This is a genomic window from Billgrantia sp. Q4P2, assembly GCF_052806135.1.
On sequence record NZ_JBRBAI010000001.1, the window covers coordinates 493794 to 515346 of the forward strand.

The 21553-nt window shown below is 62.9% G+C and carries 22 protein-coding genes and 2 tRNA genes; 12 read left to right on the forward strand and 12 right to left on the reverse strand.

The features are described from left to right. Nucleotides 1–13: 13 nt before the first annotated feature. The 4 genes from gpt to ACUY1T_RS02275 form a co-directional block, all read right to left on the reverse strand. Nucleotides 14–493 (reverse strand): xanthine phosphoribosyltransferase, encoded by a 480-nt coding sequence (gpt, locus tag ACUY1T_RS02260; RefSeq protein WP_167114490.1) that lies wholly within the window; start codon nucleotides 491–493, stop codon nucleotides 14–16. 7 nt (nucleotides 494–500) lie between these two features. Further along, entirely contained in the window at nucleotides 501–1046 is a 546-nt protein-coding gene (locus tag ACUY1T_RS02265; RefSeq protein ID WP_411796564.1) for an adenine phosphoribosyltransferase, read from the reverse strand. A gap of 22 nt (nucleotides 1047–1068) precedes the next feature. After that, nucleotides 1069–2370 (reverse strand): NCS2 family permease, encoded by a 1302-nt coding sequence (locus ACUY1T_RS02270; RefSeq protein WP_446020094.1) that lies wholly within the window; start codon nucleotides 2368–2370, stop codon nucleotides 1069–1071. A 202-nt stretch (nucleotides 2371–2572) separates the two neighbouring features. Continuing rightward, nucleotides 2573–3202, reverse strand: a complete 630-nt coding sequence (locus ACUY1T_RS02275; RefSeq protein WP_446020095.1) for a riboflavin synthase subunit alpha — start codon at nucleotides 3200–3202, stop codon at nucleotides 2573–2575. A 435-nt stretch (nucleotides 3203–3637) separates the two neighbouring features. Here ACUY1T_RS02275 and ACUY1T_RS02280 point away from each other — a divergent pair, with 435 nt between their 5' ends. Genes ACUY1T_RS02280 through ACUY1T_RS02290 form a run of 3 tightly spaced genes read left to right on the forward strand, consistent with a single transcriptional unit; the run spans nucleotide 3638 to nucleotide 6216 of the window. After that, nucleotides 3638–4729, forward strand: a complete 1092-nt coding sequence (locus tag ACUY1T_RS02280) for a methionine ABC transporter ATP-binding protein (protein ID WP_446020097.1) — start codon at nucleotides 3638–3640, stop codon at nucleotides 4727–4729. Continuing rightward, nucleotides 4710–5363 (forward strand): methionine ABC transporter permease, encoded by a 654-nt coding sequence (locus ACUY1T_RS02285; protein ID WP_446020098.1) that lies wholly within the window; start codon nucleotides 4710–4712, stop codon nucleotides 5361–5363. Before ACUY1T_RS02280 ends, ACUY1T_RS02285 begins: the two co-directional genes overlap by 20 nt. A gap of 25 nt (nucleotides 5364–5388) precedes the next feature. After that, nucleotides 5389–6216, forward strand: a complete 828-nt coding sequence (locus ACUY1T_RS02290) for a MetQ/NlpA family ABC transporter substrate-binding protein (protein WP_446020100.1) — start codon at nucleotides 5389–5391, stop codon at nucleotides 6214–6216. A gap of 77 nt (nucleotides 6217–6293) precedes the next feature. Here ACUY1T_RS02290 and ACUY1T_RS02295 read toward each other — a convergent pair whose 3' ends face one another. The 4 genes from ACUY1T_RS02295 to glpK form a co-directional block, all read right to left on the reverse strand. Then, on the reverse strand, nucleotides 6294–6593 hold the full coding sequence (locus ACUY1T_RS02295; RefSeq protein ID WP_446020102.1) for an MTH1187 family thiamine-binding protein: 300 nt from the start codon (nucleotides 6591–6593) through the stop codon (nucleotides 6294–6296). Between the two features lie 149 nt (nucleotides 6594–6742). Then, nucleotides 6743–6819, reverse strand: a tRNA-Val gene (locus ACUY1T_RS02300). An 18-nt stretch (nucleotides 6820–6837) separates the two neighbouring features. After that, nucleotides 6838–6914, reverse strand: a tRNA-Val gene (locus tag ACUY1T_RS02305). Nucleotides 6915–7044: 130 nt separating this feature from the next. Continuing rightward, a complete protein-coding gene (glpK, locus tag ACUY1T_RS02310; protein ID WP_446020103.1) occupies nucleotides 7045–8532 on the reverse strand; it encodes a glycerol kinase GlpK in 1488 nt (495 codons plus the stop codon). A 150-nt stretch (nucleotides 8533–8682) separates the two neighbouring features. Here glpK and ACUY1T_RS02315 point away from each other — a divergent pair, with 150 nt between their 5' ends. From ACUY1T_RS02315 to ACUY1T_RS02325, 3 genes are all read left to right on the forward strand, one after another. Further along, nucleotides 8683–9441 carry a DeoR/GlpR family transcriptional regulator gene (locus ACUY1T_RS02315; RefSeq protein WP_446020104.1) on the forward strand — a complete coding sequence of 253 codons (759 nt, stop codon included), beginning with the start codon at nucleotides 8683–8685 and terminating at the stop codon, nucleotides 9439–9441. A 163-nt stretch (nucleotides 9442–9604) separates the two neighbouring features. After that, entirely contained in the window at nucleotides 9605–11107 is a 1503-nt protein-coding gene (glpD, locus tag ACUY1T_RS02320) for a glycerol-3-phosphate dehydrogenase (RefSeq protein WP_446020105.1), read from the forward strand. A gap of 72 nt (nucleotides 11108–11179) precedes the next feature. Further along, entirely contained in the window at nucleotides 11180–12244 is a 1065-nt protein-coding gene (locus ACUY1T_RS02325) for an endonuclease/exonuclease/phosphatase family protein (RefSeq protein WP_446020223.1), read from the forward strand. Nucleotides 12245–12253: 9 nt separating this feature from the next. Here the strand turns inward: ACUY1T_RS02325 and ACUY1T_RS02330 are convergent, their stop codons facing one another. After that, the gene (locus tag ACUY1T_RS02330; protein ID WP_446020106.1) at nucleotides 12254–13633 is read right to left on the reverse strand and encodes a class II fumarate hydratase; all 1380 of its coding nucleotides are present in this window, start codon (nucleotides 13631–13633) and stop codon (nucleotides 12254–12256) included. 290 nt (nucleotides 13634–13923) lie between these two features. Here ACUY1T_RS02330 and ACUY1T_RS02335 point away from each other — a divergent pair, with 290 nt between their 5' ends. Further along, nucleotides 13924–14415, forward strand: a complete 492-nt coding sequence (locus ACUY1T_RS02335; protein ID WP_446020107.1) for a hypothetical protein — start codon at nucleotides 13924–13926, stop codon at nucleotides 14413–14415. On the opposite strand, the gene ACUY1T_RS02340 is transcribed toward ACUY1T_RS02335, so the two are convergent. After that, nucleotides 14403–15182 (reverse strand): helix-turn-helix domain-containing protein, encoded by a 780-nt coding sequence (locus ACUY1T_RS02340; RefSeq protein WP_446020108.1) that lies wholly within the window; start codon nucleotides 15180–15182, stop codon nucleotides 14403–14405. The genes ACUY1T_RS02335 and ACUY1T_RS02340 overlap by 13 nt on opposite strands. A 232-nt stretch (nucleotides 15183–15414) precedes the next feature. Between ACUY1T_RS02340 and ACUY1T_RS02345 the strand changes: the two genes are divergently transcribed. The 3 genes from ACUY1T_RS02345 to ACUY1T_RS02355 all read left to right on the forward strand — a co-directional run bounded on the left by ACUY1T_RS02345 (nucleotide 15415) and on the right by ACUY1T_RS02355 (nucleotide 17589). Continuing rightward, nucleotides 15415–16416, forward strand: coding sequence for a diguanylate cyclase (locus ACUY1T_RS02345; protein ID WP_446020109.1), 1002 nt, complete (start codon nucleotides 15415–15417; stop codon nucleotides 16414–16416). Between the two features lie 121 nt (nucleotides 16417–16537). Next, the gene (locus tag ACUY1T_RS02350) at nucleotides 16538–16900 is read left to right on the forward strand and encodes a phasin family protein (protein ID WP_446020110.1); all 363 of its coding nucleotides are present in this window, start codon (nucleotides 16538–16540) and stop codon (nucleotides 16898–16900) included. A gap of 137 nt (nucleotides 16901–17037) precedes the next feature. Beyond that, nucleotides 17038–17589, forward strand: a complete 552-nt coding sequence (locus tag ACUY1T_RS02355) for a hypothetical protein (RefSeq protein ID WP_446020111.1) — start codon at nucleotides 17038–17040, stop codon at nucleotides 17587–17589. A gap of 7 nt (nucleotides 17590–17596) precedes the next feature. On the opposite strand, the gene hda is transcribed toward ACUY1T_RS02355, so the two are convergent. Together hda and ACUY1T_RS02365 are read right to left on the reverse strand one after the other, a co-directional pair. Next, nucleotides 17597–18298 (reverse strand): DnaA regulatory inactivator Hda, encoded by a 702-nt coding sequence (gene hda, locus ACUY1T_RS02360; RefSeq protein ID WP_446020112.1) that lies wholly within the window; start codon nucleotides 18296–18298, stop codon nucleotides 17597–17599. Continuing rightward, nucleotides 18295–19371, reverse strand: coding sequence for an AI-2E family transporter (locus tag ACUY1T_RS02365; protein ID WP_446020113.1), 1077 nt, complete (start codon nucleotides 19369–19371; stop codon nucleotides 18295–18297). Before ACUY1T_RS02365 ends, hda begins: the two co-directional genes overlap by 4 nt. Nucleotides 19372–19530: 159 nt before the next feature. Here ACUY1T_RS02365 and purM point away from each other — a divergent pair, with 159 nt between their 5' ends. Both purM and purN read left to right on the forward strand, forming a co-directional pair. Beyond that, a complete protein-coding gene (gene purM / locus ACUY1T_RS02370) occupies nucleotides 19531–20607 on the forward strand; it encodes a phosphoribosylformylglycinamidine cyclo-ligase (RefSeq protein ID WP_446020114.1) in 1077 nt (358 codons plus the stop codon). Then, nucleotides 20604–21332: a phosphoribosylglycinamide formyltransferase gene (gene purN, locus ACUY1T_RS02375; RefSeq protein ID WP_446020115.1), complete on the forward strand. Its 729-nt coding sequence runs from the start codon at nucleotides 20604–20606 to the stop codon at nucleotides 21330–21332. The genes purM and purN overlap by 4 nt, the downstream gene beginning before the upstream one ends. Nucleotides 21333–21553 lie beyond the last annotated feature (221 nt).

Here is a 21553-nt window from a genome sequence, read left to right on the forward strand (position 1 = left end):
GTACTCGACTCGTTTATCGCTTGACCTGGTCGACCAGGGGCTCCACGTAGGCCACCCCCATGTCCCAGGGAAACTGGATCCAGCAGTCCTGGGCCACCTCGGTCAGGTACTGGTCGACCAGCGGGCGCCCTTCCGGCTTGGCATAGACAGTGACGAAGTGCGCCTTGGGCAGCATCTCGCGCACCTTGCGCGCCGTCTTGCCGGTATCGACCAGGTCGTCGACCAGCAGCCAACCGTCCCCATCGTGGTCCACGCCCTTCATGACATCCAGCCCGCCCTGGTCCATGTGGTCGTAGCTGCTGATACAGACCGTATCGATCAAGCGCACGTTGAGCTCGCGGGCAAACAGAGCCGCCGGAATCAGGCCGCCCCGGGTGATCGCCACGATGCCCTTGAAGTCGCGCTCGACCAGGCGATGACAGAGCTCGCGCACGTCGCGATGAAGCTGATCCCAGGAAACGGTGAAGTGCTGATGATAGCGGGCGTTGCTCATGGTGATATCACTCATCCTCATTGAAGGAGCAGACCGCAAAGACGCCGAAGCCGGCCTCGCGAATCTTTGCCGACCCGCCGATCTCCGGCAGGTCGATGATGGTAGCGGTCTCCACCACCTGCCCTCCAGAGCGGGTGATGAGCTTGGCGGCGGCCAGCATGGTGCCACCGGTGGCGATCAGATCGTCCATGATCAAGATCCTGTCACCCTGGCGGAAGGCATCGGAATGCAGCTCCACCTCGGCCTGGCCATACTCCAGCGTATAGGTCTCGCTGATGGTGCGAAACGGCAGCTTGCCCTTCTTGCGCACCGGCACGAAGCTGCAGCCCAGCTCGTAGGCCACCGGCGCACCGATGATGAAGCCGCGCGCGTCGATGGCGGCGATCGCATCCAGCTCCATGTCCTGGTAGCGATGCACGAAGCTGTCGATCAGCTTGCGAAAGGCCGAGCTGTTCTGCAGCAGCGGGGTGATGTCGCGAAAGTTGACCCCCTGCTGCGGCCAGTCGGGGACGGTTCGGATCACGGACTTGATGTAGTCGCCGTAAATGCTCATCGCAGCTCTCGGTGAGGAAATGTCAGTCTAGGAACAGGAACTTCAATACGAACAGGATCGCCAGTACGACCACGGCCGGGTTGAGGTCGCGGAACCGGCCGGAGAGGGTCTTGATAGCAGCGTAGCTGATGAAGCCCAGCGCGATGCCCTCGGCGATGGAGAAGGTCAGCGGCATGGCCAGCGCGGCGATCAGCACGGGAGCGGCGTCGGTAGGGTCGTCCCAGTTGGCGTGGGCCAGGCTGCCGGCCATCAGCACCGCGACGTAGAGCAGCGCGCCGGCGGTGGCATAGGCCGGGATCGAGCCCGCCAGCGGCGCGAAGAACAGGCTGATCAGGAACAGCGCGGCCACTACCACGGCGGTCAGTCCGGTGCGCCCGCCCGAAGCGATACCGGCGGTGGACTCGATATAGCTGGTGGTGGTCGAGGTACCCAGCACGGCACCCGCCATGGAGGCACCGCTGTCGGCCATCATGGCGCGTCCCAGGCGCGGCAACTTGCCGTCCTTGTCGAGCAGGCCACCCTTGTGTGCCACGCCCACCAGCGTCCCGGAGGTATCGAACAGATCGACGAACAGGAAGGCGAAGATGACGCTGAGCATGGCGATGTCCAGCGCACCCCACAGGTCCAGCGCCATGAAGGTCGGCGCGATCGAAGGCGGCATCGACATCAGCCCGCCATACTGGTTGTGCCCCAGGATCATGGCCAACACGGTCACGCCGAGGATGCCGATCATCACCGCTCCGGTGATGCGCAAATAGGCCATGGCGGTGATGGCGAAGAAGCCCAGCAGTGCATAGATGGCGGCAGGCTCGGAGAGATCGCCCAGTGCCACGTAGGTGGCCGGATTGGCTACCACGATGCCGGCATTCTTCAACGCGATCATCGCCAGGAACAGGCCGATACCCGCAGCGATGCCCAGGCGCAGGGAGAGCGGAATGGAGTTGATGATCCACTCCCGGATCTTGAACACACTGAGCAGGAAGAAGCAGAAACCGGACAGGAACACTGCACCCAGTGCTGCTTCCCAGGTGTAGCCCATGCCGAGCACGACACCATAGGTGAAGAAGGCGTTGAGCCCCATGCCAGGGGCCTGGGCAATGGGGTAGTTGGCCCACAGGCCCATGATCAGACACCCCACGGCCGCGGCAAGGCAGGTGGCGACGAACACCGCACCGTAATCCATGCCCGCTTCGGAAAGAATGCTGGGGTTGACGAAAATGATGTAGGCCATGGTCAGGAAGGTGGTGATCCCGGCAATGACCTCGGTCTTCACGCTGGTATTGTGCTCTGTCAGCTTGAAGTGTCTTTCGAGGAGGTTCTTCATTTTTGGCATTCCTGCGCACTAGGGCTGGTGTTCGGCCAGGGAGCGAGAAAAGCCGCACATGGTACCCAAAGGCCACCGACGATGCGAGGCCGCCCCTGAACGCCATGCCACGGCACGGTTCGCTCTGTATAAGCAAACTCTGCGCCATGCGCCAGCGCGGCTACCAACGCAGACTTGACGAAACGGTCATTTGAACCGCCACTCAGCCGCCTCGTGATGCCAGGACGCGCTCGACCGTCTCGACGATGGCCTGGGTCTGGGGATCGATCTCGATATTGACCCGGTCGCCCGGCACGCGATCGACCAGGATGGTACGTTCCAGCGTCTCCGGGATCAGGTCGACGCAGAAGCGCGGGCCGTGGGCGGCGGTGGCATGCCGTACCTCCCCTATCGTCAAGCTGATGCCGTCGACACCGACATAGCCCTTGTCGAACAGGAAGCGCCCCAGCGCATGGGGCACCTCGAACCAGAGCCGGCGGTTGTTGGGTGCCTGGTCCAGCTCGACCAGTTCCGCCATGGCCATGACGTGCCCGGACATGGCATGTCCGCCGATCTCGTCGCCGAAACGCGCCGCCCGCTCGATATTGACGCGATCTCCTTCGCGCAGCGCACCGAGATTGGTCACGCGCAGCGTTTCGCGCATCAGGTCGAAGCTGACCCGCTCGCCTTCAACGGCGGTAACGGTCAGGCAAACGCCGTTATGGGCCACCGAGGCCCCCAGCTCGAGCCCTTCACGAAGGTATTCGGGCAGGCTCACCACATGGGTACGGAATGCCTCCGCTTCCTTGATGGCGACGATCTCGGCCGTCCCCTGAACGATGCCTGTGAACATGACGCCTCCTGGGCAGCCCGGCAGGGTTGAGAAAAAGCTTGGGTTCGCAGTGTAAGGAATTTGGCAACGCACCGTCCATCGGCACGGTTGCCTGCGACGGAAGGCCTGGCAGAGCGAAGTCATGCCAAAAGAGCCTTCATCAGAGCATTTTGCTATCACCTGACACTTAAAGCACAAACATACACCAGCGTATTGACAACATTCTTCTTTGCTCCTAGTATTTGCCCTCACATTTTAGGCGCCGATTTGTACCCGGATTGCGGGCGCCCATGCCGATGGGAGGTGGAACGCTCCATTTCCCAATGACATGAAGTGCAGCTAAAAGGGTGTGTCCAGCGTTGATGGCCACCCGTCAGGGTGGCCTTTTTTTCGTTCCGGCTAACCCACTGGCTATCGCTGCGCCCGCTTCACCGGGACGGCCTCTCAGGAAGCCAGATGATCACGCTACGCAACGTTTCCAAGACCTATCATCTCACCGGCCCCAAAAGCCGGCTGCCGTTCACTGCCCGCAAACGCGACACCTCGTCCCGGACGGTCGAAGCGCTCAGGAACGTCGACCTGCATGTCCCCCAGGGCAGCATTCACGGCGTCATCGGCCTGTCCGGCGCCGGCAAGTCGACCCTGATTCGCTGCGTCAACCTGCTCGAACGCCCGACGAGCGGCAGCGTCGTCGTCGATGGCCAGGAAATGACCGACCTCTCCGCCACTGCGCTCAACCAGGCGCGGCACCGCATCGGCATGATCTTCCAGCACTTCAATCTGCTGACGACGCGCAACGTCTTCGACAATATCGCCCTGCCCCTCGAACTGATGGGCATGAAGCGCAGCGCCATTCGCGAACGCGTGCTGCCGCTGCTCGACCTGACCGGGCTTTCCGACAAGGCGCGCCAGTACCCGGCCCAGCTCTCGGGCGGCCAGAAACAGCGCGTGGCCATTGCCCGGGCGCTGGCCAGTGAGCCCCGCGTGCTGCTATGCGACGAGGCGACCTCGGCACTCGACCCGCAGACCACCGGCTCGATCCTCACCCTGCTGCGCGAGATCAACCAGAAACTCGGCCTGACCATCCTGCTGATCACCCACGAAATGGAGGTGGTCAAATCGATCTGCCACCGGGTCAGCCTGATCTCCGATGGCGAACTGGTCGAGGAAGCCGAGGTCGGCGACTTCTTCACCTCCCCTCGCACCCGTCTCGGCCGCGAGTTCCTCAACGACTTCCTCCAGCTCGAGCCGCCCAAGGCCTTGGTGGAAAGACTCGAGGGCGAACCGGGCGAACATACCCACCCGGTGGTGCGCCTGGCCTTCTCTGGCGACGCGGTCTCGACCCCGCTGATCTCGCGGCTGGCGCGTGAGTGCGGCGTCGACGTGAGCATCCTGCAGGCCAAGGTGGAATCGATCCAGGAGCGCACCCTAGGACTGATGATCGCCGAACTGCTCGGCTCGCCGGAGCAGACCCGCCGCGCCATCGACTACCTCGAAACCCATGATCTTCACGTGGAGGTGCTTGGCCATGTCCAGCGCGATGATTGATCTGATACTCCAGGCGACCCTGGACACGCTCTACATGGTCGCCGTCTCGGGCGTGATCTCGACCTTGCTCGGCGTACCGCTGGGCGTGATGCTCTACGTCACGCGCCCGCGCCAGATACTCGCGCGCCCGGCACTCAACCAGATGCTGGGCATGGTGACCAACGTCGGCCGCTCGATTCCCTTCATCATTCTGATGGTGGCCATCATCCCCTTCACGCGCATGGTCGTCGGCACCTCCATCGGCACCAACGCAGCCATCGTGCCGCTGACCATCGCCGCCATCCCTTTTGTCGCACGACTGGTGGAAGGCGCGCTCAACGAGATACCGCCGGGGCTGGTGGAAGCCGCCCAAGCCATGGGCGCCACCCCCCATCAGGTCATTACCAAAGTGCTGCTGCCGGAGGCCCGGGGCGGCATCATCACCGGCCTGACCATCACCGTGGTCACCCTGGTAAGCTACTCGGCCATGGCCGGCGCCGTGGGCGGCGGCGGCCTGGGCGACCTGGGCATTCGCTACGGTTACAACCGCTTCAACCCCACCGTCATGCTGATCACCGTGGCCATTCTGGTGGTCATGGTGCAGGGCTTCCAGAGCCTCGGGGATTATCTGGTACGCAAATCGGATCGCAAGTGACGCCACACCCAAGGAGAACGACACAATGCAAGCAACCCTGACCCGCCTGCTCGGCGCCGCCACCCTGGTCGGCACTCTCACCACTGCCAGCCTGATTGCCGGTTGCGGCAATGACGATGGTGCCGCCGAGACCCGCTCGATCAAGGTCGGCACCATGTCCGGCCCGGAGTCGGAAGTCATGGAAGTGGCGGTACAGATCGCCAAGGATCGCTACGACCTCGAGGTCGAGATCATCGAGTTCACCGACTACGTCTCGCCCAATGCGGCACTGGCCGACGGCAGCCTCGACGCCAACGCCTTCCAGCACGAACCCTACCTGCAGAGCATGATCGACGATCGCGGCTACGATCTCGCGGTTGCCGGACACACCTTCGTCTATCCCATCGGCGCCTATTCCGAGAAGCACGACAGCATCGAGGAGTTGCCGGAACGCGCCATCATCGCCCTGCCCAACGACCCCACCAACGGCGGCCGCGCGATGATCCTGATGCACAACGCCGGCCTGATCGAACTGGACGATCATGAAAACCTCGAGGCCACGCCGGTCAACGTGGTCGAGAACCCGCACGACTTCCGCTTCCGTGAGATCGAGGCGGCTCAGCTGCCGCGCGTCCTGCAGGACGTCGACCTGGCCTTCATCAACAACACTTTCGCCCAGCCGGCCGGGCTGCGCCTGGACGACGCCCTGATCAAGGAAGGCCCAGAGTCGCCTTACGTCAACCTGATCGCCGTACGCGCCGGTGACGAGGAGCGCGAAGAGATCCAGCAGCTGGTCTCGGCCTACCAGAGCGAAGAAGTCGCCGCCAAGGCACTGGAGCTGTTCGACGGCGGTGCAGTGCCCGGCTGGGAGTAATCGCGCCTGCGCGACCTTCCTGACGGCAACGGGCCGGCGCTTGGCGCCGGCCCGTTCGCTTGGTCATTCGGCAGCGTTCAGCCGAGCTTGCGTTCGACCTTTTCGATCCGCCCTTCGAGACTTTGGTCCTTGTCGCTGGCGGTGGCGATACGGATCGTACTGTCCACCCGCGGCGCACCACGCTCGTGCAGCACATCATGACAGCGCTGCACGACCCGCATCACGTCCTCCCACGACCCTTCCAGGTTGGTACCATGGGCATGCAGGCGATACTTGAGCCCGGCCTCCTCGATCACCTCCTCGCAGGCGGCGATATGGGACGACAGCGAGGCTCCGGCCCCGATCGGGGTCACGTTGACATCGGCAACCACACGCATACTCAATCCTCCTGATCGACCAACGGGTATCCCTACCCGAAAGCTAGTGGCGCCACGGACATTGTCAAACCATCTTCCTGACCTCGCGCCGACGAATGCCGTAATGCAAAACGCCCCGTGGCACTGAGCCACGGGGCGTTCCAGGATGCTGGTAGGACCAAGCGGATTTGAACCGCTGACCTCCACGATGTCAACGTGGCGCTCTAACCAACTGAGCTATGGTCCTGAAAATCGTAGGGAAAGCTGGTAGGACCAGGCGGATTTGAACCGCCGACCTCCACGATGTCAACGTGGCGCTCTAACCAACTGAGCTATGGTCCTGCTTCCAGCTTTTGCGGCTGTCCTGCAACGCCCGTATCGAATACCCGGGTGCAATGACAGCCTGTTGCCGCCCAATTTGCGCTGTGGCAACGGATGCATATCTTACCGATATCGCTGCCTTTTGCAAGCTTCAAGCGCTGCTTTTTACACGCTCCACGGCTTCGAGCCAGCCCCGGTAAAGCCGCTCGCGCTCGGCTTCGGGCATGCTGGGCGTGAAGGTTTTCTCGCAACGCCACAGTTCGCCTATCTCCTCCAGATCACGGTACCAGCCGAAGCGCAGCCCCGCCAGATAGGCAGCCCCCAGCGCCGTCGTCTCGAGCACCGTGGGCCGATCGACCTGCACGCCCAGCATATCGGCCAGGAACTGCACCAGCCACGAGTTGGCTGCCATGCCGCCATCGACACGCAGCGTTCCTGGCCTCACCCCCATGTCGTCGCTCATGCAGTTCTGCAGGTCGCGGGTCTGATAGCAGACCGCCTGCAGCCCGGCGGCAACGATCTCGGCGATACCGGTATCCCGGGTCAGGCCAAAGATCGCCCCCCTTGCCTTGGGGTCCCAATGCGGCGCTCCCAAGCCGGTGAAGGCAGGTACCAGGTAGACGCTGTGGCCATCACGGGTCTGCTGGGCCAGGGCCTCGGTCTCGGCCGCCTCTCTGAAGAGCTTGAGACCATCGCGCAGCCACTGCACCGCAGCCCCGGCCACGAAAATGCTCCCCTCCAAGGCGTAGGTGGTCTTGCCGCCCAGCCGATAGGCCACGGTAGTCAGCAGGCGATTACGCGACATCGCCGGCCTGTCACCGGTATTGACGACCATGAAGCAGCCGGTGCCGTAGGTGCTCTTGCCCATGCCCGGCTCGAAGCAGGCCTGCCCCACCAGCGCAGCCTGCTGGTCGCCGACCACACCGCCGATGGGCAGCTCGACCCCCAGCCACTGGGACTCAGCGGTGCCGAAATCGTCGCTGCTGTCGCGCACCTCCGGCAGCAGGCCATGGGGAATGCCGAAAAGCGTCAGCAGCTCCTCGTCCCACTGTTGGGTATGGATATTGAACAGCATCGTACGCGAGGCGTTGGTGGCATCGGTGGCATGGACCCGGCCACCGGTCAGTTGCCACAGCAGGTAGCTATCCACGGTACCGAAGGCGAGCTCGCCACGTTCGGCACGCTCCCGAGCCCCATCCACATTGTCCAGCAGCCAGGCCAGCTTGGTCGCCGAGAAGTAGGGGTCGATCAGAAGACCGGTACGCGACTGGACGAGGGCGCCACGGTCCTGATCTCGCAGCTGCTGGCAATAATCGGCGGTGCGCCGGTCCTGCCAGACGATCGCGTTGTAGAGCGGACGGCCCGTTGCCCGATCCCACAGCAGAGTGGTCTCGCGCTGGTTGGTAATGCCGATACCGGCGATGGCGTCCAGCGCGACACCCGACTCCTTCACCGCCTCCCGGCATGTCATCAATACCGTATCCCAGATATCCTGCGGATCGTGTTCGACCCAGCCATCACGGGGAAAATGCTGGGGGAATTCCCGCTGTGCAACGCGGACCACATGACCACCACGGTCGAAGATAATGGCGCGTGAGCTGGTAGTGCCCTGGTCGATGGCGAGAAGATAGTCGGCCATGTTACGTCCCGTCGTTGTATGTTCGTTTATGATCACCAAGAGTACGCGAGTATGTTCGCAATGCTTTACGACTTTCGTAGCACAAAACCCTGATCGCCTGCCGATAGCGTGCCGAATCGCTTACACTCGCGTGATCGAAAGGGAGCCGACATGAACCAGCAACAACGACAAGATGCCATCGTTGATCTGGTACGCCGCCAGGGCTATGCCAGCATCGAGCAGTTGACCGAGCACTTCTCCGTCACCCCCCAGACCATCCGTCGCGACCTCAACGCTCTGGCGGAAGAAGGCATGATACGCCGCGTGCATGGCGGCGCGGGCCTCGAGTCCAGCACCGTCAATACCGCCTACAGCACGCGCAAGAACCTCAACCTCGAAGCCAAGCGGCGTATCGCCACCCTGGTCGCCAGGCACATCCCCGACCACGCCTCGCTGTTCATCAACATCGGCACCAGCAACGAGGTGGTAGCGGAAGCCCTGCTCGATCATCAGGGACTGGAGGTGATCACCAACAACCTCAATGTGGCAGCCATTCTCCAGCACAAGGAAGACTTCAACGTCATCATCGCTGGCGGCCAGGTTCGCTCACGGGATGGCGGCATCATCGGCGAGGCGACGATCGATTTCATCAATCAGTTCAAGGTCGATTTCGGCATCATCGGCATCAGCGGCATCGACGAGGACGGCTCGCTGCTGGAGTTCGACTACCAGGAAGCACGCGTTGCCCAGGCCATCATCCATAATTCCCGCCAGGTCTACCTGACCGCCGACCACTCGAAGTTCCACCGCAACCCCGTCGTACGCCAGGGCAACATCGCACAGCTCGACGCCCTGTTCACTGACCGCCAGCCTCCCGAGCGCATCGTTCATCTCATGCAGGTCAACGACGTCGCCCTGCATATCGCCTGACTCGCCTACACCAGGCTGGGCCACACTGCCGACGCCCCAGGCGTCGGCATTGTTGTCTTTAGACTCTTGATGTTCGGTTTCGATTGTTCTATGTTCGTTTTCAAACATTACTGGTTTGATCGGTTCCGCTCCCGCGGGCCGAAAGCTCGGAGCCCACTCTCCCATGGCGCAGACGTCTCGCAAGCTACTCGACATGTTCATCATCGGCGGCGGCATCAACGGTACCGGTATCGCCAACGATGCCGCCGGCCGTGGCTTGGCGGTAGGCCTGTGCGAACAGGGCGACCTGGCCGGCGCCACATCATCGGCCAGCAGCAAGCTGATCCATGGTGGTCTGCGCTATCTCGAACATCGTGAGTTCCGCCTCGTCGGAGAAGCCCTGCGCGAGCGCGAGGTCCTGCTGCACAAGGCGCCGCACATCATCTGGCCGTTGCGTTTCATCCTGCCGCACCGCTCCCACCTGCGCCCCGCCTGGATGATCCGTGCCGGGCTGTTCCTCTACGACCACCTGGGCAAGCGCAAGAAGCTGCCCGGCTCACGCGGCATTCGCTTCGATGGCGACTCCCCGCTGAAACCCTCGATCATGCGTGGTTTCGAATATTCGGATTGCTGGGTCGACGATGCCCGGCTCGTGGTACTCAATGCGCTGCAAGCCCGTGAAGGCGGTGCGGAAATCCTGGTGCGCACGCGCTGTACGAAGGCACGAGAGGAGAATGGGACCTGGCGTATCGAACTGGAGGACGTACGCAGCGGCGAGCGCTTCGAGCGCCATGCGCGCACCCTGGTCAATGCCGCGGGACCCTGGGTCGAGCAAGTGGTGCGCGAACAGGCGGCGCGGCCTTCGCGCTACGCCATCCGCATGATCCAGGGCAGCCACATCGTCGTGCCACGCCTCAACGCCGACGGCCGCGCCTACATCCTGCAGAACAGCGATCGTCGCATCGTTTTCGTCTTGCCCTATGAGGACGACTTCAGCCTGGTCGGCACCACCGATCGGCGCTACCAGGGCGATCCAACCCAAGTCACCATCAGCGAAGAGGAAACCGATTACCTGCTCGGCGTGGTCAATGAGCACTTCCGCCGCCAGCTCGATCGTCACGACGTCATCACGAGCTTCTCCGGCGTACGCCCGCTGTGCGACGACGAGTCGGCCGACCCCTCGGCCATGACCCGCGATTACACCCTGGCCCTGGACGATACCGGTGCCCCGCTGCTCTCGGTGTTCGGCGGCAAGATCACCACTTACCGCAAGCTGGCCGAAGCCGCACTGAAGCTGCTGGCGCCCAGTCTGCCCGGCATGGGGCCGAGCTGGACCGCCGCAGCCGCCCTGCCGGGAGGCGACATCGACAGCCAGGAGCACTTCATGGCGCACCTGCTTCACGAGTATCCCTGGCTCGACGAGGCGTGTGCGCGGCGCTTCGCCCGCAGCTACGGTAGCCTGTGCCTGCGCTTCCTCGAGGGCGCAAGGAACGCGGACGACCTGGGCGAAGAGTTCGGCGCCGGTCTCACCGCTGCCGAGGCCGACTACCTGGTCGATCATGAGTGGGCGCTCAGCGTCGAGGACATCCTGTGGCGGCGAACCAAGCTTGGCCTGCGCCTGACACCGCGCCAGATAGAACGCTTAACGGCACACGTCGAAGCTCACCGCCAAGCACTGGCGGCTTGAGGCTGCCATGGCGTAGGCTCCTGAGGAAGGAATTGTCCGCATCCGGGCGAGCCCTCAGGAGACGCTATGGCCATCTACTCACTCGCGCTGGGCAGTGCGGTCGTGCTGCTGCTCGTTGCCACCCTGATCGCCAAGTTGCCGTTGCGCTGGTGGTGGATACGAGCCTGTGAGTTCCCACGTCTGCAGCTCGCCTCACTGGCCCTGCTAACGGCCCTGCTTTCGCTGCCACTGGATCCACCGTGGCGATGGGTACTGCTTGGAGCGAGCCTGGGCGTAGTGGCACTTCAGGCCCGCTTCATTCTGCCCTGGACTCGCCTGTGGCCGGTCCAGGTCCAGGCTGCGGAACCCGGCCAGACGGAGCGCTGCATCACGCTGTTGATCGCCAACGTGCTGACTCCCAATCGGCAGGCTAGCCGACTCATCGAGATCGTTCGGCGACAGGATCCCGACCTCATCCTTACCCTCGAATCCGACGCTTGGTGGCAGGATCGGCTCGACGAAGCGCTCGCTGCGAAGTGGCCTCATGCCGTCAAGATCCCGCTGGACAACCTCTACGGCATGCATCTCTATTCACGGCTGCCGTTGGATAACACCCGTGTCGAATGGCTGATCCAGGATGACGTTCCCTCGATCCATACCGAAGTGACACTCGGCAGCGGCGAAAGGCTGACACTGCACGCCCTGCATCCCCGACCACCGGCACCCAACGAGAGCGAGGAGTCCCTGTGGCGCGATGCCGAGCTGCTCCTTGTCGGCAGTGAGATCCATCGCCACCCAGGCCCCACCATCGTTGCCGGCGACTTGAATGATGTAGCCTGGTCGCGCACCACTCGCCTGTTCTGCCGCATCAGCGGCATGCTCGATCCCCGCCAGGGACGCGGGAGGTACAGTACCTTCCATGCACGCTACCCTCTTCTGCGCTGGCCCCTCGACCACGTATTCACAAGTGAGCACTTCACCCTGAAGGCATTGAGGGTACTGCCGGGCTTCGGTTCGGATCACTTCCCGATCCTGGCCTCGCTCTGTTTTCGCCCGTCCCGAAGCACCGAACACGACACACCCGAGGCCGACGGTGCCGAACGCGCCTGGGCGAGCCGGACCATCAGCGAAGCCCGCGCTCGCGAGCAGAAAACGTGAGCACGCCCCTCATTCAGGTATGCCACCATAGGTCAGCTTGGCTGGATCGAGCAGGCGCTCGAGCTCATCCCGCCCCAGGTCGGTCTGCTCCTCGGCCACCTCGATGATCGGCCGCCCTGCCTGGTAGGCCTGCTTGGCAATGGCCGCAGCAGCGTCGTAGCCGATCACACCGTTCAATGCCGTGACCAGGATGGGGTTGCGCGCCAGCGGCTCGGCAAGGTTCTCCTCCCGTACGCGGAAGGTCGCGATGGCGCGCTCGCCGAGCAGCCGCGCCGTATTGGTCATCAACCCGATCGAGATCAGCAGGTTATTGGCGATCAAGGGCAGCATCACATTGAGCTGGAAGTTACCGCTCTGCCCCGCCACCGTTACCGCCGCATCCAGACCGATCACCTGTGCGGCAGCCTGGGCCGCCGACTCCGGGATCACTGGGTTGACCTTGCCCGGCATGATCGAGCTGCCGGGCTGCAGCGCCTCCAGCTCGATCTCGCCCAGGCCGGCCAAGGGGCCGGAATTCATCCAGCGCAGGTCATTGGCAATCTTCATGATCACGCAGGCCAGCCCCTTGAGCTGCCCCGAGAGTTCCACCGCGGCATCCTGGGAACCCAGGCTGGCAAAGAAGCTGTCGTTGGGGCTCAGGGAGAGGCCCGTCTGCTCACTCAGCTCACGCGCCATGCGCTCGGCGAACTCCGGGTGTGCATTGATTCCCGTCCCTACGGCCGTACCGCCCTGTGCCAGCCGTGTGATGCGCAGCATGGCGCTGTCGATGCGCTCGATCGCCTGGCCCACCTGGCTCGACCAGGCGCCCAGCTCCTGGCCCAGACGCAGCGGCATGGCATCCATCAGGTGGGTACGCCCTGTCTTCACCACCCTGTCCAGCTCGAGAGCACGCTCGTCGATGGTAGCGCGTAGTTGCACCAGCGCGGGGCGCAGTCGTGCGGTCACTTCCAGTGCCGCCGAGAGATGAATGGCGGTGGGGATCACGTCGTTGCTCGACTGCCCCATGTTGACGTGGTCATTGGGTCCGACCTTCAGCCCATCGCGGCTGGCGAGATGCGCGATGACCTCGTTGACGTTCATGTTGCTAGAGGTACCCGAGCCGGTCTGGAACACATCCACGGGAAACTGTTCGTCATGCTGACCATCGACGATCGCCTGCGCCGCCGTGATGATGGCTTCGGCCCGTTCGTCGTCGAGCAGCCCCAGCTCCCGATTCACCCTCGCCGCAGCCAGCTTGATGCGGGCAATGGCGTGGATGAACGCTACCGGCATTGGCTGGCCCGAGACCGGGAAGTTCTCCACCGCCCGCTGGGTCTGAGCGCCATAGAGCGCCGAACTCGGCACCTTGAGCTCGCCCATGCTGTCGCGTTCGATACGATGTTCGCTCATGTCACTCCCTCGCTCCTCGATCCTCGATCCTCGATCCTCGATCCTTCCTTCACCATGGTGCCAAGCCTTGCTGCATGCAAGGCATGTGTATGCCGCACTGCCCCAACATGCACCTGAAGCAATTTTGGACAGTTCTCAACCTTCCTACTCATGTCGGCATTATCGAAGCGGAACATGATAACTGTCGTTGCAGCGCAAAAGCCCCCTTTCCTAAGATCACTTTGCCTACCCACTCCAGGCAATACCGATAACGGCCCCATCCAAGTAGAACAAAGCGGACGAAACACCTCATGGACATGACCACTACCCTGCTGCTTCTGCCACACGAGCAACTCACCCTCGCCAGTGCGCATGAAGCCAGCGAACTCCAGCGCTACCGCCGGCTCACGCTCAGCTTTCTGCCGCAAGCCCTCCAGACGAGCCGCTTGATGGCCACCCTGGGCCTGCAGAGCGAGAAGCGCCTCGACATGCTTCGCCAGGCGGCCAGGTGGCTGGAACTCGAAGCCTGCGTCAGTGAAATGCCGATGTATAAACCGACCTTTACTCTGGACCAGCGGCATTTCTTCGTCATCGACGACATCATGGGAGATCAGGTCATCGAACAGGCCGTGCGCGCGGCGGTGGAATCGAAGAACTTCTTTGAATGGCTGTTGAATACCAATGCCACCCCGGAACTGCATCAGCCATTATTGAACTTCGTCAGGGAGAAGGAAGGCGAGTGCCAAGTCCTGCTCGAGCACTGGGAACAGAATCGAGCGTCCGTGATGATTCAGCGAACCTGATCGACCGACCTGCCTCGAGGCCTCTTCTGCCGCCTGCCGGTAGAAGAGGCCAACCGCTCGAGTCGGGCGAAGTCGAGAAGATAGTACTCACGTCCATGCACGCGAAGCAGACGCTGGGTCTGGTAGGACGCAAGGGTCCTGCCGACGGTTTCCTGGGCGAGCCCCAGGTAACTGCCAATGTCGTTGCGCGACAAGGGTAAGCGAAAGTGCCTTGGCGAATACCCACGGCGTTGAAAGCAAGACGATACGGACAGCAGGAAGTACGCCAGGCGAGCCTCGGCCGTGCGAGCCAGCAGTTGATGCAAGCTCAGCCGTTCTTCGTGCATGGTGCGGCTGATGTTGCGCTGAAGGTGCTGGCGCAGCCTTGGCATCTTCTGCGCCAGTGCCTCGAACCGGTCGAAAGGAAGCTTGCACAGCGTTGCGGTCTCGAGCGCGCTGACGGTGCCAGGGTAACGCCCCAAGCCGATGGCATCGCAGCCAATGATGTCCCCAGGAAGCCACAGAGCGGTCAGGAGACTCTCGGCTTCTTCGAGAGCCGTCTCCTGTTTCAAACAGCCGGTGCGCACGGCATAGACACTATCGAACGGCGCCTCCTGGAAACAGAGCACTTCCCGCTTCTCCAGCCGGATGGGGGAGAAAACGATTTCATCGAGCAGCGCTGTCTCATCACGCGACAGGCCTTGTGGTACGCACAGCGCATTCAGATAGCACGAAAGGCAGCCGGTGGCCTCCGTTGCACCATGTCCGTTCCTGCCCTGGCTCGGCATAGTGCGGCTCTCCTCTCCATGAGACACACCAGTCAGTATAGGAGCGCTGCACAGCGCTGTAGTTTGAGTTGCCTCATGCTCCGATTAGCCCAATGTGACCCCCCACCCATCTATGTAATGACGAAAATCATGCTGCACGAAAAATTACCGCCACCTAGTGTTAATGCTGCAGTGCCGCAGGCAGAGCGTTACCTCTGGAAACAAGAGGAGCGCCACTCAAGGGAACCTAGCCATGCATAAGACATCCTGGATGACGTCTGACATTCTCAACCGGCTCAATGCCAATGCTGGCATGCTGCTGGTACGCAGCCTCTGGGAATATTGTCCCGAGCACATGTTCATCGTCCGCGTCGAAGGCCCCGCCGAGTTCGTGATCGAAGCCATGAATCCGACGCGCCGAGCCATGCTCGGCGATGAAACCGCCTTCATTGGCAAACGCATCGAGCAATTGCTCCCGCCCCCCATGTGCCATGGGGTGATCGCCAACCTCAGCCGTTGCGTCGAGTGCGCCAGTCCCATTCGTTATGAAGAGAAAGGCGGATACATCGACCGTAACGGGATCTATCAGCAAGGCCACTGGCAAACACTGCTGGTTCCCATCACCAATCAGGAAGGTTTCGTCACCCACCTGTTCGGTGTCTCCCGCGACGTGTCAGTGCTGCCCGGGGAGCCGGCCGGGGCTTACCGCGACAGCAAGGAGCTCGAACGGCGGGTACATGAGCGCACGGCTGAGCTCGTCGCCACCAACGAGTACCTGACCCACCTGGCGACCCATGACCACCTGACCGATATCTACAACCGTCGTTACATGTTGGAATTGGCCGAACTGGAACTTCGCCGCGCCGCACGCTACCAGCAGCCGCTTTGCCTGATGATGCTCGATATCGATCATTTCAAGGAGATCAACGACACCGAGGGCCACCTTGCGGGCGACGAAGCCCTACGTCGCGTCTCCCGTACGATACTGGCCACGGTGAGGGAGTGCGATCTGGTCGGTCGCTATGGCGGCGACGAGTTCCTCATACTGATGCCGGAAACCACGACCGACGGGGCAAGAGAGATCGCCGAGCGTCTACGACGAACCCTGACGCAGACATCGCCCTTCACGATAAGCATTGGAATCGCCGGCCTGGAACCCACCGACCACTTTGTCGTCGATCTGATCCATCGGGCCGATGACCTATTGCTGCAAGCCAAGCGCAATGGACGCAATCGCATCGAATACGCCGTCTGACAGAAAGCAACAGGGACTTACCGAAACGCATATTGCAGTGCAAAAACATCTTTGCTATGTTGCGATGCAGCAGGACGGGTTTCCCGTTCGTTATCTATCGCGACCCGGAGGTTCACAGGAAATGATGAAGACATTCAGCTTCGACACCAAGCCGTTCGAAGCCATGCTTCTCGGCCCGGCCCGTGCCTATGCCGCCCTGAGCATCGATTACACCGAAAAGCTCCTCACCGCCCAGTTGGATACCGCCAAGGCGTACGCTGACACCGGCCTGGCCCAGGCCCGCGAACTGCTCGACGTGCGCGATGCCGATGGCCTGCGCAGCTATATCGAAGGTCAGCAGCAATTTGCCAAGGACATGACCGAGCGGCTCAAGGGCGATGCCGAGAAGGTCGTCTCCCTGAACCAGGACTTCATGCAGCAAAGCCAGAAGCTCGCAGAGAGCAGCCTGAAGCAGGCGCAGCAGACCACTTCCACCAAGTCGTAACGCTGCTGCAAGGCCCATGGCTCCCAGAGGCCCGTCGAACCCGGTTCGGCGGGCCTTTCGCTTGGGTTTTGGACCTGTCGTCTGCCATCCCCATCGTTTATGCTCACGCATGGGCATGGCATTGAGGATACAACTGAATGAAAGCCTGGATTCCCCTGGCCCTGCTGGGCCTGTTTCTCGCCGGCTGCCAGATGATGGAGCCGGGCCCTCCGCCTGAGCGCATCGAAGTCATCGACATCGGCGACCCGGAGCGCCCTGAAGTCGAGGATCCCGATTCGCAGCGCCCTGCCCCCACGCCGGGGCGAATCGTCCGACAGGTCGCCTTTCCAGCCGCCGAGTATGCCTCACTGCAGAAGAGTGGCACGGCGGCCATTTCCGGCAGGCTCAGTCTCAATGGCACTCCCGGCACCGGTGAGACGATCTCCGTAGCCCCGGTCACGACCTACTCGGCCGAGGCCGCGGAGCACGCCCTGGCCGGCCAGGCCGTCGAGCCTGCCGACCCACGTGCACGCGAGTACACCCATACGACACGCACCGACGGCAATGGCAACTTTACCCTGCAAGGTCTTCCGGCCGGGGAATTCTACGTCTCGGGCAGCGTGGTCAATTCGCGTGGACAGCGTCAAGTGATCCTGCGTCAGGTTTCACTGCGCAACGGCCAGCGCCTTGAGGTCAACCTGAGCCGCTGAACCGCCGCTACCAGCCTAGCGCCTGCTTGACGAAGGGAATGGTCAGCTTGCGCTGGGCGGATAACGAAGCGCGGTCGAGCACGGCGAGTTCCTCGAACAACTCGTCGAGGCGCCGCGGGCCACGATGCAGGATATAACGCGCCACTTCGTCGGGAAGCTGCATCCCACGCACCCGAGCACGAAGCTGCAAGGCCTGCAGCCGCTCGCCATCGTCGAGTCGTTGCAGATGAAAGGTCACGCCCCAGCTCAAGCGTGACGCCAGGTCCGGCAGCTTTACCGGCAACTGCCGCGGCGCCACGGCGGCAGAGACGACCAACCGCTTGCCAGCATCGCGCAGGCGATTGAAGGCATGGAAGAGCCCCTCCTCCCAGCGCCGCCGACCGATGACGCTGTCCACATCGTCTATGGCCACCAGGTCGAGGCGCTCGGCCTCCTCCAGCATCAGCGGGGGAAAGTGGCCCAAGTCCTGCAGGGGCAAGTAAAGTGCACGTAGGTCACGATCCGAGGCCGCGTGACAGGCTGCCTGTAACAAGTGGCTACGGCCACTGCCGGGAGCTCCCCACACATAGAGGAACGGCTCACCCTCGGCATCGAGCTGACGCGAGAGGCGATCCACCAGGCTGGCATTGGCCGCCGGCAGGAAACTGTCGAAGGTGGCATCGTCACGCAGCCCCACTCCCAATGGCAGCTGCGCAGGCGCTCGGCTCATGGTGCATCCTCGTCGCGACGTTCGCGCTGGTCGGCGTCGTAAAGACTGCTTCGCTTGTAACGTTCGTTGAGCTCACGCAAGAGTACCATGATCACCGCAGCGGCCGGCAGCGCCAGCAGCACACCGGTGAAGCCGAACAGGTTGCCCCCGGCCAGCACGGCGAAGATGACCGCTACCGGATGCAGGCCGATGCGATCCCCCAGCAACTTGGGCTGCAGCAGCACGCTTTCGATGATCTGGCCAATGACGAATACGATCACCACGCCCAGCAACGCCAGCCAGCTACCGAACTGGAAGAAGGCCACGACCAGCGCCACGCTGATGCCGACGATGAACCCCAGGAACGGCACGATGCTGGCAAGCCCCGCCAGCATGCCGATCAGCAGGCCGAAGCGCACCCCCATGACGGTCAGGCCGGTGGCATAGATGGCCCCCAGCGTCAGCATGACCAGCAGTTGGCCGCGCAGGAAGGCGGAGAGGACCTCGTCGCAGCGCTCACTCAGCCGCACCGCATCGGGCTCCCAGTGGCGCGGCAGCATGCTACGCAGATTGTCCAGCAGCCGATTCCAATCGAGCAGCAGGTAAAAGGTGACCACCGGGATCAGTGCGAAATAGGTCACCCAGGCCAGGAACGCCGCGCCGGAGCGCCCGATCTGTCCCAGGAACGGGGCCAGATAGCCACCGGCATCCTGCCAATGCTGGGCCAGCGTCTGCTGCACGTCATCCAGTTCTGCCGCCACGTCCAGGCCCGTCCAGCTGTGAATCTGTGGCGCCAGTGCCGTCTCGACCCATTCGAAGATGCCCGGGATCATCTGGCCGAACTGGCGCACCTGCTGCACTGCCAGCGGGATCAGCACGAGTAGCGCCACTACCAGAACGAGCAGGAGTATGAGGAAGACCCCGCATACCGCCAGCGTACGCGAGAGCCCCAGGCGCTGGAGCCGGTTGGCCAAGGGATCGCTCAGGTACGCCAGGATCATGCCGGCGATGAACGGCATCAACATCGTTTCCAACTGGAACAGCAGCCATACCACGGCCACCGCAGCAACAAGTACCCACCACTCTCTGCGCATCACACCTCCCTGCGTTAGACGTTCACGGCGATGCGAGCCGTGCGTCGTGATGCTACAATTCCGGCCCGATCTTGCCCACTGCTTCGGCTATCAGGCGTCATACCCGCCTGGCGCCAGCCAACGGACCACTAACCGCGTTTCTTCTGTACAGGACAGGCCATGACCGATTCCACCTCTCCCGACAACGCCAAGGCATCGCTGAGCTACAAGGATGCCGGTGTCGACATCGATGCCGGCAATGCCCTGGTCGACCGCATCAAGGGCGTCGCGAAGCGCACCATGCGCCCCGAGGTGATGGGCGGGCTGGGCGGCTTCGGCGCCCTGTGCCAACTGCCCACCGGCTATCGCGAACCGGTCCTGGTTTCGGGCACCGACGGTGTGGGCACCAAGCTGCGCCTGGCCATGGACCTGGGCCGTCATGACACCATCGGTATCGACTTGGTCGCCATGTGCGTCAACGACCTGGTGGTAGCCGGCGCCGAACCGCTGTTCTTCCTCGACTACTATGCCACGGGCAAGCTGGATGTGGACATCGCCGCCGACGTGGTGGCCGGTATTGGCGAAGGCTGCGAGCGGGCCGGCTGCGCGCTGGTTGGCGGCGAGACCGCCGAGATGCCCGGCATGTATGAGGGCAGCGACTACGACCTGGCGGGCTTCTGCGTCGGTGTGGTGGAGAAATCCGAGATTCTCGACGGTAGCAAGGTCGGCGAAGGCGACGTTCTGCTGGGTATCGCTTCCACGGGTGCTCACTCCAACGGGTACTCGCTGATCCGCAAGATTCTCGAGGTCAGCGGTGCATCGCTGGACACCGCGATCGACGGCCAGCCGCTTGGCGACGCCCTGCTCGCCCCCACGCGCATCTACGTCAAGCCGCTGCTCTCGCTGATCAAGGAGAGCGGGGTGGCCGTCCATGCCCTCTCGCACATCACCGGAGGCGGACTGCTGGAGAACGTGCCGCGAGTGCTGCCGGAAACGCTCGCCGCGCGTATCGACGTCAAGAGCTGGACGCGCCCCGCACTGTTCGACTGGCTCCAGAAGCAGGGTAATGTGGCGGAACAGGAGATGTACCGGGTGCTCAACTGCGGCATCGGCATGGTCATCGTCGTCCCCACCGCCCAGGCCGACCAGGCCCGTGCGCATCTGCAAGCCCAGGGCGAGACGGTTTATCGCATCGGCGAGATCGTCGCTCGTGGCGAGGGCGAGGAAGCGGTTCAACTGGAGAACCTCGAGGCATGAGCGAGAGCTATCCCAGCGACACTCTCAACGACCTGACGCCCGAGCCCACCGGCGCGCGTCGGGTGGTGGTGCTGATCTCCGGCAACGGCAGCAATCTGCAGGCGCTGATCGACGAGCAGACCCACGACCGGCTGGGTGGCGAGATCGTCGCGGTAATCTCAAACGTGGCGGATGCCTACGGCCTGCAGCGCGCCCGCGACGCCGGCATCGACGCAGTGGTGTTGCCCCATGGAGAGTATGACAGCCGCGACGCCTACGACGGCGCCCTGATCAAGGTGATCGAGCGCCACGAGCCCGACCTGGTGGTGCTGGCGGGGTTCATGCGTATCTTGACCACGCGATTCGTGCAGCGCTTTCACGGTCGCATGCTCAACATCCACCCCTCCCTACTGCCCGCCTATCGCGGCCTGAATACCCACGCCAAGGCGCTGGCGGACGGCGTGGCCGAGCACGGCTGCAGCGTGCACTTCGTCACCGAGGAGCTCGACGGTGGCCCGGTGGCGATCCAGGCCGTGGTAGAAGTGAGCGAGGGCGAGACCGAGGCCAGCCTCAAGGAGAAGGTGCACGCCCGCGAGCACCTGATCTACCCCATCGCCGTGAAGTGGTTCCTGGAAGGGCGTCTGCGTCTCGAAGGCGACGCCGCCATTCTCGACGGCACGACGCTGCCGCCCCAGGGCCTACGCCTCTCCCACGCCGATGCCGCCGAAGAACTCGACGAGGAATAGTAGAAAGCTGGCGATTTATGTCGCGAGCGATGACAGGCTGATCGCCGCCGGAGCGCAATACCGAGCGAAGCGACAAACAGCCGTAGGCTGGCCCCGAAGGGGCGAGAAGCCGAAGGCTGCGAGTCAACCGGAGTGTAGCCTGCTACATGAGGATTTTGACGGTCTGACGCCTCGGCTCCGCCGGCGGTCAGGATGGCTAGGTTCGTTCCCGACGAACCAAC

What these genes read in the sequence shown, in the direction of transcription:
- gpt (WP_167114490.1), bottom strand. Translation starts at nt 493, where the DNA reads ATGAGCAACGCCCGCTATCATCAGCACTTCACCGTTTCCTGGGATCAG.
- ACUY1T_RS02265 (WP_411796564.1), bottom strand. Translation starts at nt 1,046, where the DNA reads ATGAGCATTTACGGCGACTACATCAAGTCCGTGATCCGAACCGTCCCC.
- ACUY1T_RS02270 (WP_446020094.1), bottom strand. Translation starts at nt 2,370, where the DNA reads ATGAAGAACCTCCTCGAAAGACACTTCAAGCTGACAGAGCACAATACC.
- ACUY1T_RS02275 (WP_446020095.1), bottom strand. Translation starts at nt 3,202, where the DNA reads ATGTTCACAGGCATCGTTCAGGGGACGGCCGAGATCGTCGCCATCAAG.
- ACUY1T_RS02280 (WP_446020097.1), top strand. Translation starts at nt 3,638, where the DNA reads ATGATCACGCTACGCAACGTTTCCAAGACCTATCATCTCACCGGCCCC.
- ACUY1T_RS02285 (WP_446020098.1), top strand. Translation starts at nt 4,710, where the DNA reads ATGTCCAGCGCGATGATTGATCTGATACTCCAGGCGACCCTGGACACG.
- ACUY1T_RS02290 (WP_446020100.1), top strand. Translation starts at nt 5,389, where the DNA reads ATGCAAGCAACCCTGACCCGCCTGCTCGGCGCCGCCACCCTGGTCGGC.
- ACUY1T_RS02295 (WP_446020102.1), bottom strand. Translation starts at nt 6,593, where the DNA reads ATGCGTGTGGTTGCCGATGTCAACGTGACCCCGATCGGGGCCGGAGCC.
- glpK (WP_446020103.1), bottom strand. Translation starts at nt 8,532, where the DNA reads ATGGCCGACTATCTTCTCGCCATCGACCAGGGCACTACCAGCTCACGC.
- ACUY1T_RS02315 (WP_446020104.1), top strand. Translation starts at nt 8,683, where the DNA reads ATGAACCAGCAACAACGACAAGATGCCATCGTTGATCTGGTACGCCGC.
- glpD (WP_446020105.1), top strand. Translation starts at nt 9,605, where the DNA reads ATGGCGCAGACGTCTCGCAAGCTACTCGACATGTTCATCATCGGCGGC.
- ACUY1T_RS02330 (WP_446020106.1), bottom strand. Translation starts at nt 13,633, where the DNA reads ATGAGCGAACATCGTATCGAACGCGACAGCATGGGCGAGCTCAAGGTG.
- ACUY1T_RS02335 (WP_446020107.1), top strand. Translation starts at nt 13,924, where the DNA reads ATGGACATGACCACTACCCTGCTGCTTCTGCCACACGAGCAACTCACC.
- ACUY1T_RS02340 (WP_446020108.1), bottom strand. Translation starts at nt 15,182, where the DNA reads ATGCCGAGCCAGGGCAGGAACGGACATGGTGCAACGGAGGCCACCGGC.
- ACUY1T_RS02345 (WP_446020109.1), top strand. Translation starts at nt 15,415, where the DNA reads ATGCATAAGACATCCTGGATGACGTCTGACATTCTCAACCGGCTCAAT.
- ACUY1T_RS02350 (WP_446020110.1), top strand. Translation starts at nt 16,538, where the DNA reads ATGATGAAGACATTCAGCTTCGACACCAAGCCGTTCGAAGCCATGCTT.
- ACUY1T_RS02355 (WP_446020111.1), top strand. Translation starts at nt 17,038, where the DNA reads ATGAAAGCCTGGATTCCCCTGGCCCTGCTGGGCCTGTTTCTCGCCGGC.
- hda (WP_446020112.1), bottom strand. Translation starts at nt 18,298, where the DNA reads ATGAGCCGAGCGCCTGCGCAGCTGCCATTGGGAGTGGGGCTGCGTGAC.
- ACUY1T_RS02365 (WP_446020113.1), bottom strand. Translation starts at nt 19,371, where the DNA reads ATGCGCAGAGAGTGGTGGGTACTTGTTGCTGCGGTGGCCGTGGTATGG.
- purM (WP_446020114.1), top strand. Translation starts at nt 19,531, where the DNA reads ATGACCGATTCCACCTCTCCCGACAACGCCAAGGCATCGCTGAGCTAC.
- purN (WP_446020115.1), top strand. Translation starts at nt 20,604, where the DNA reads ATGAGCGAGAGCTATCCCAGCGACACTCTCAACGACCTGACGCCCGAG.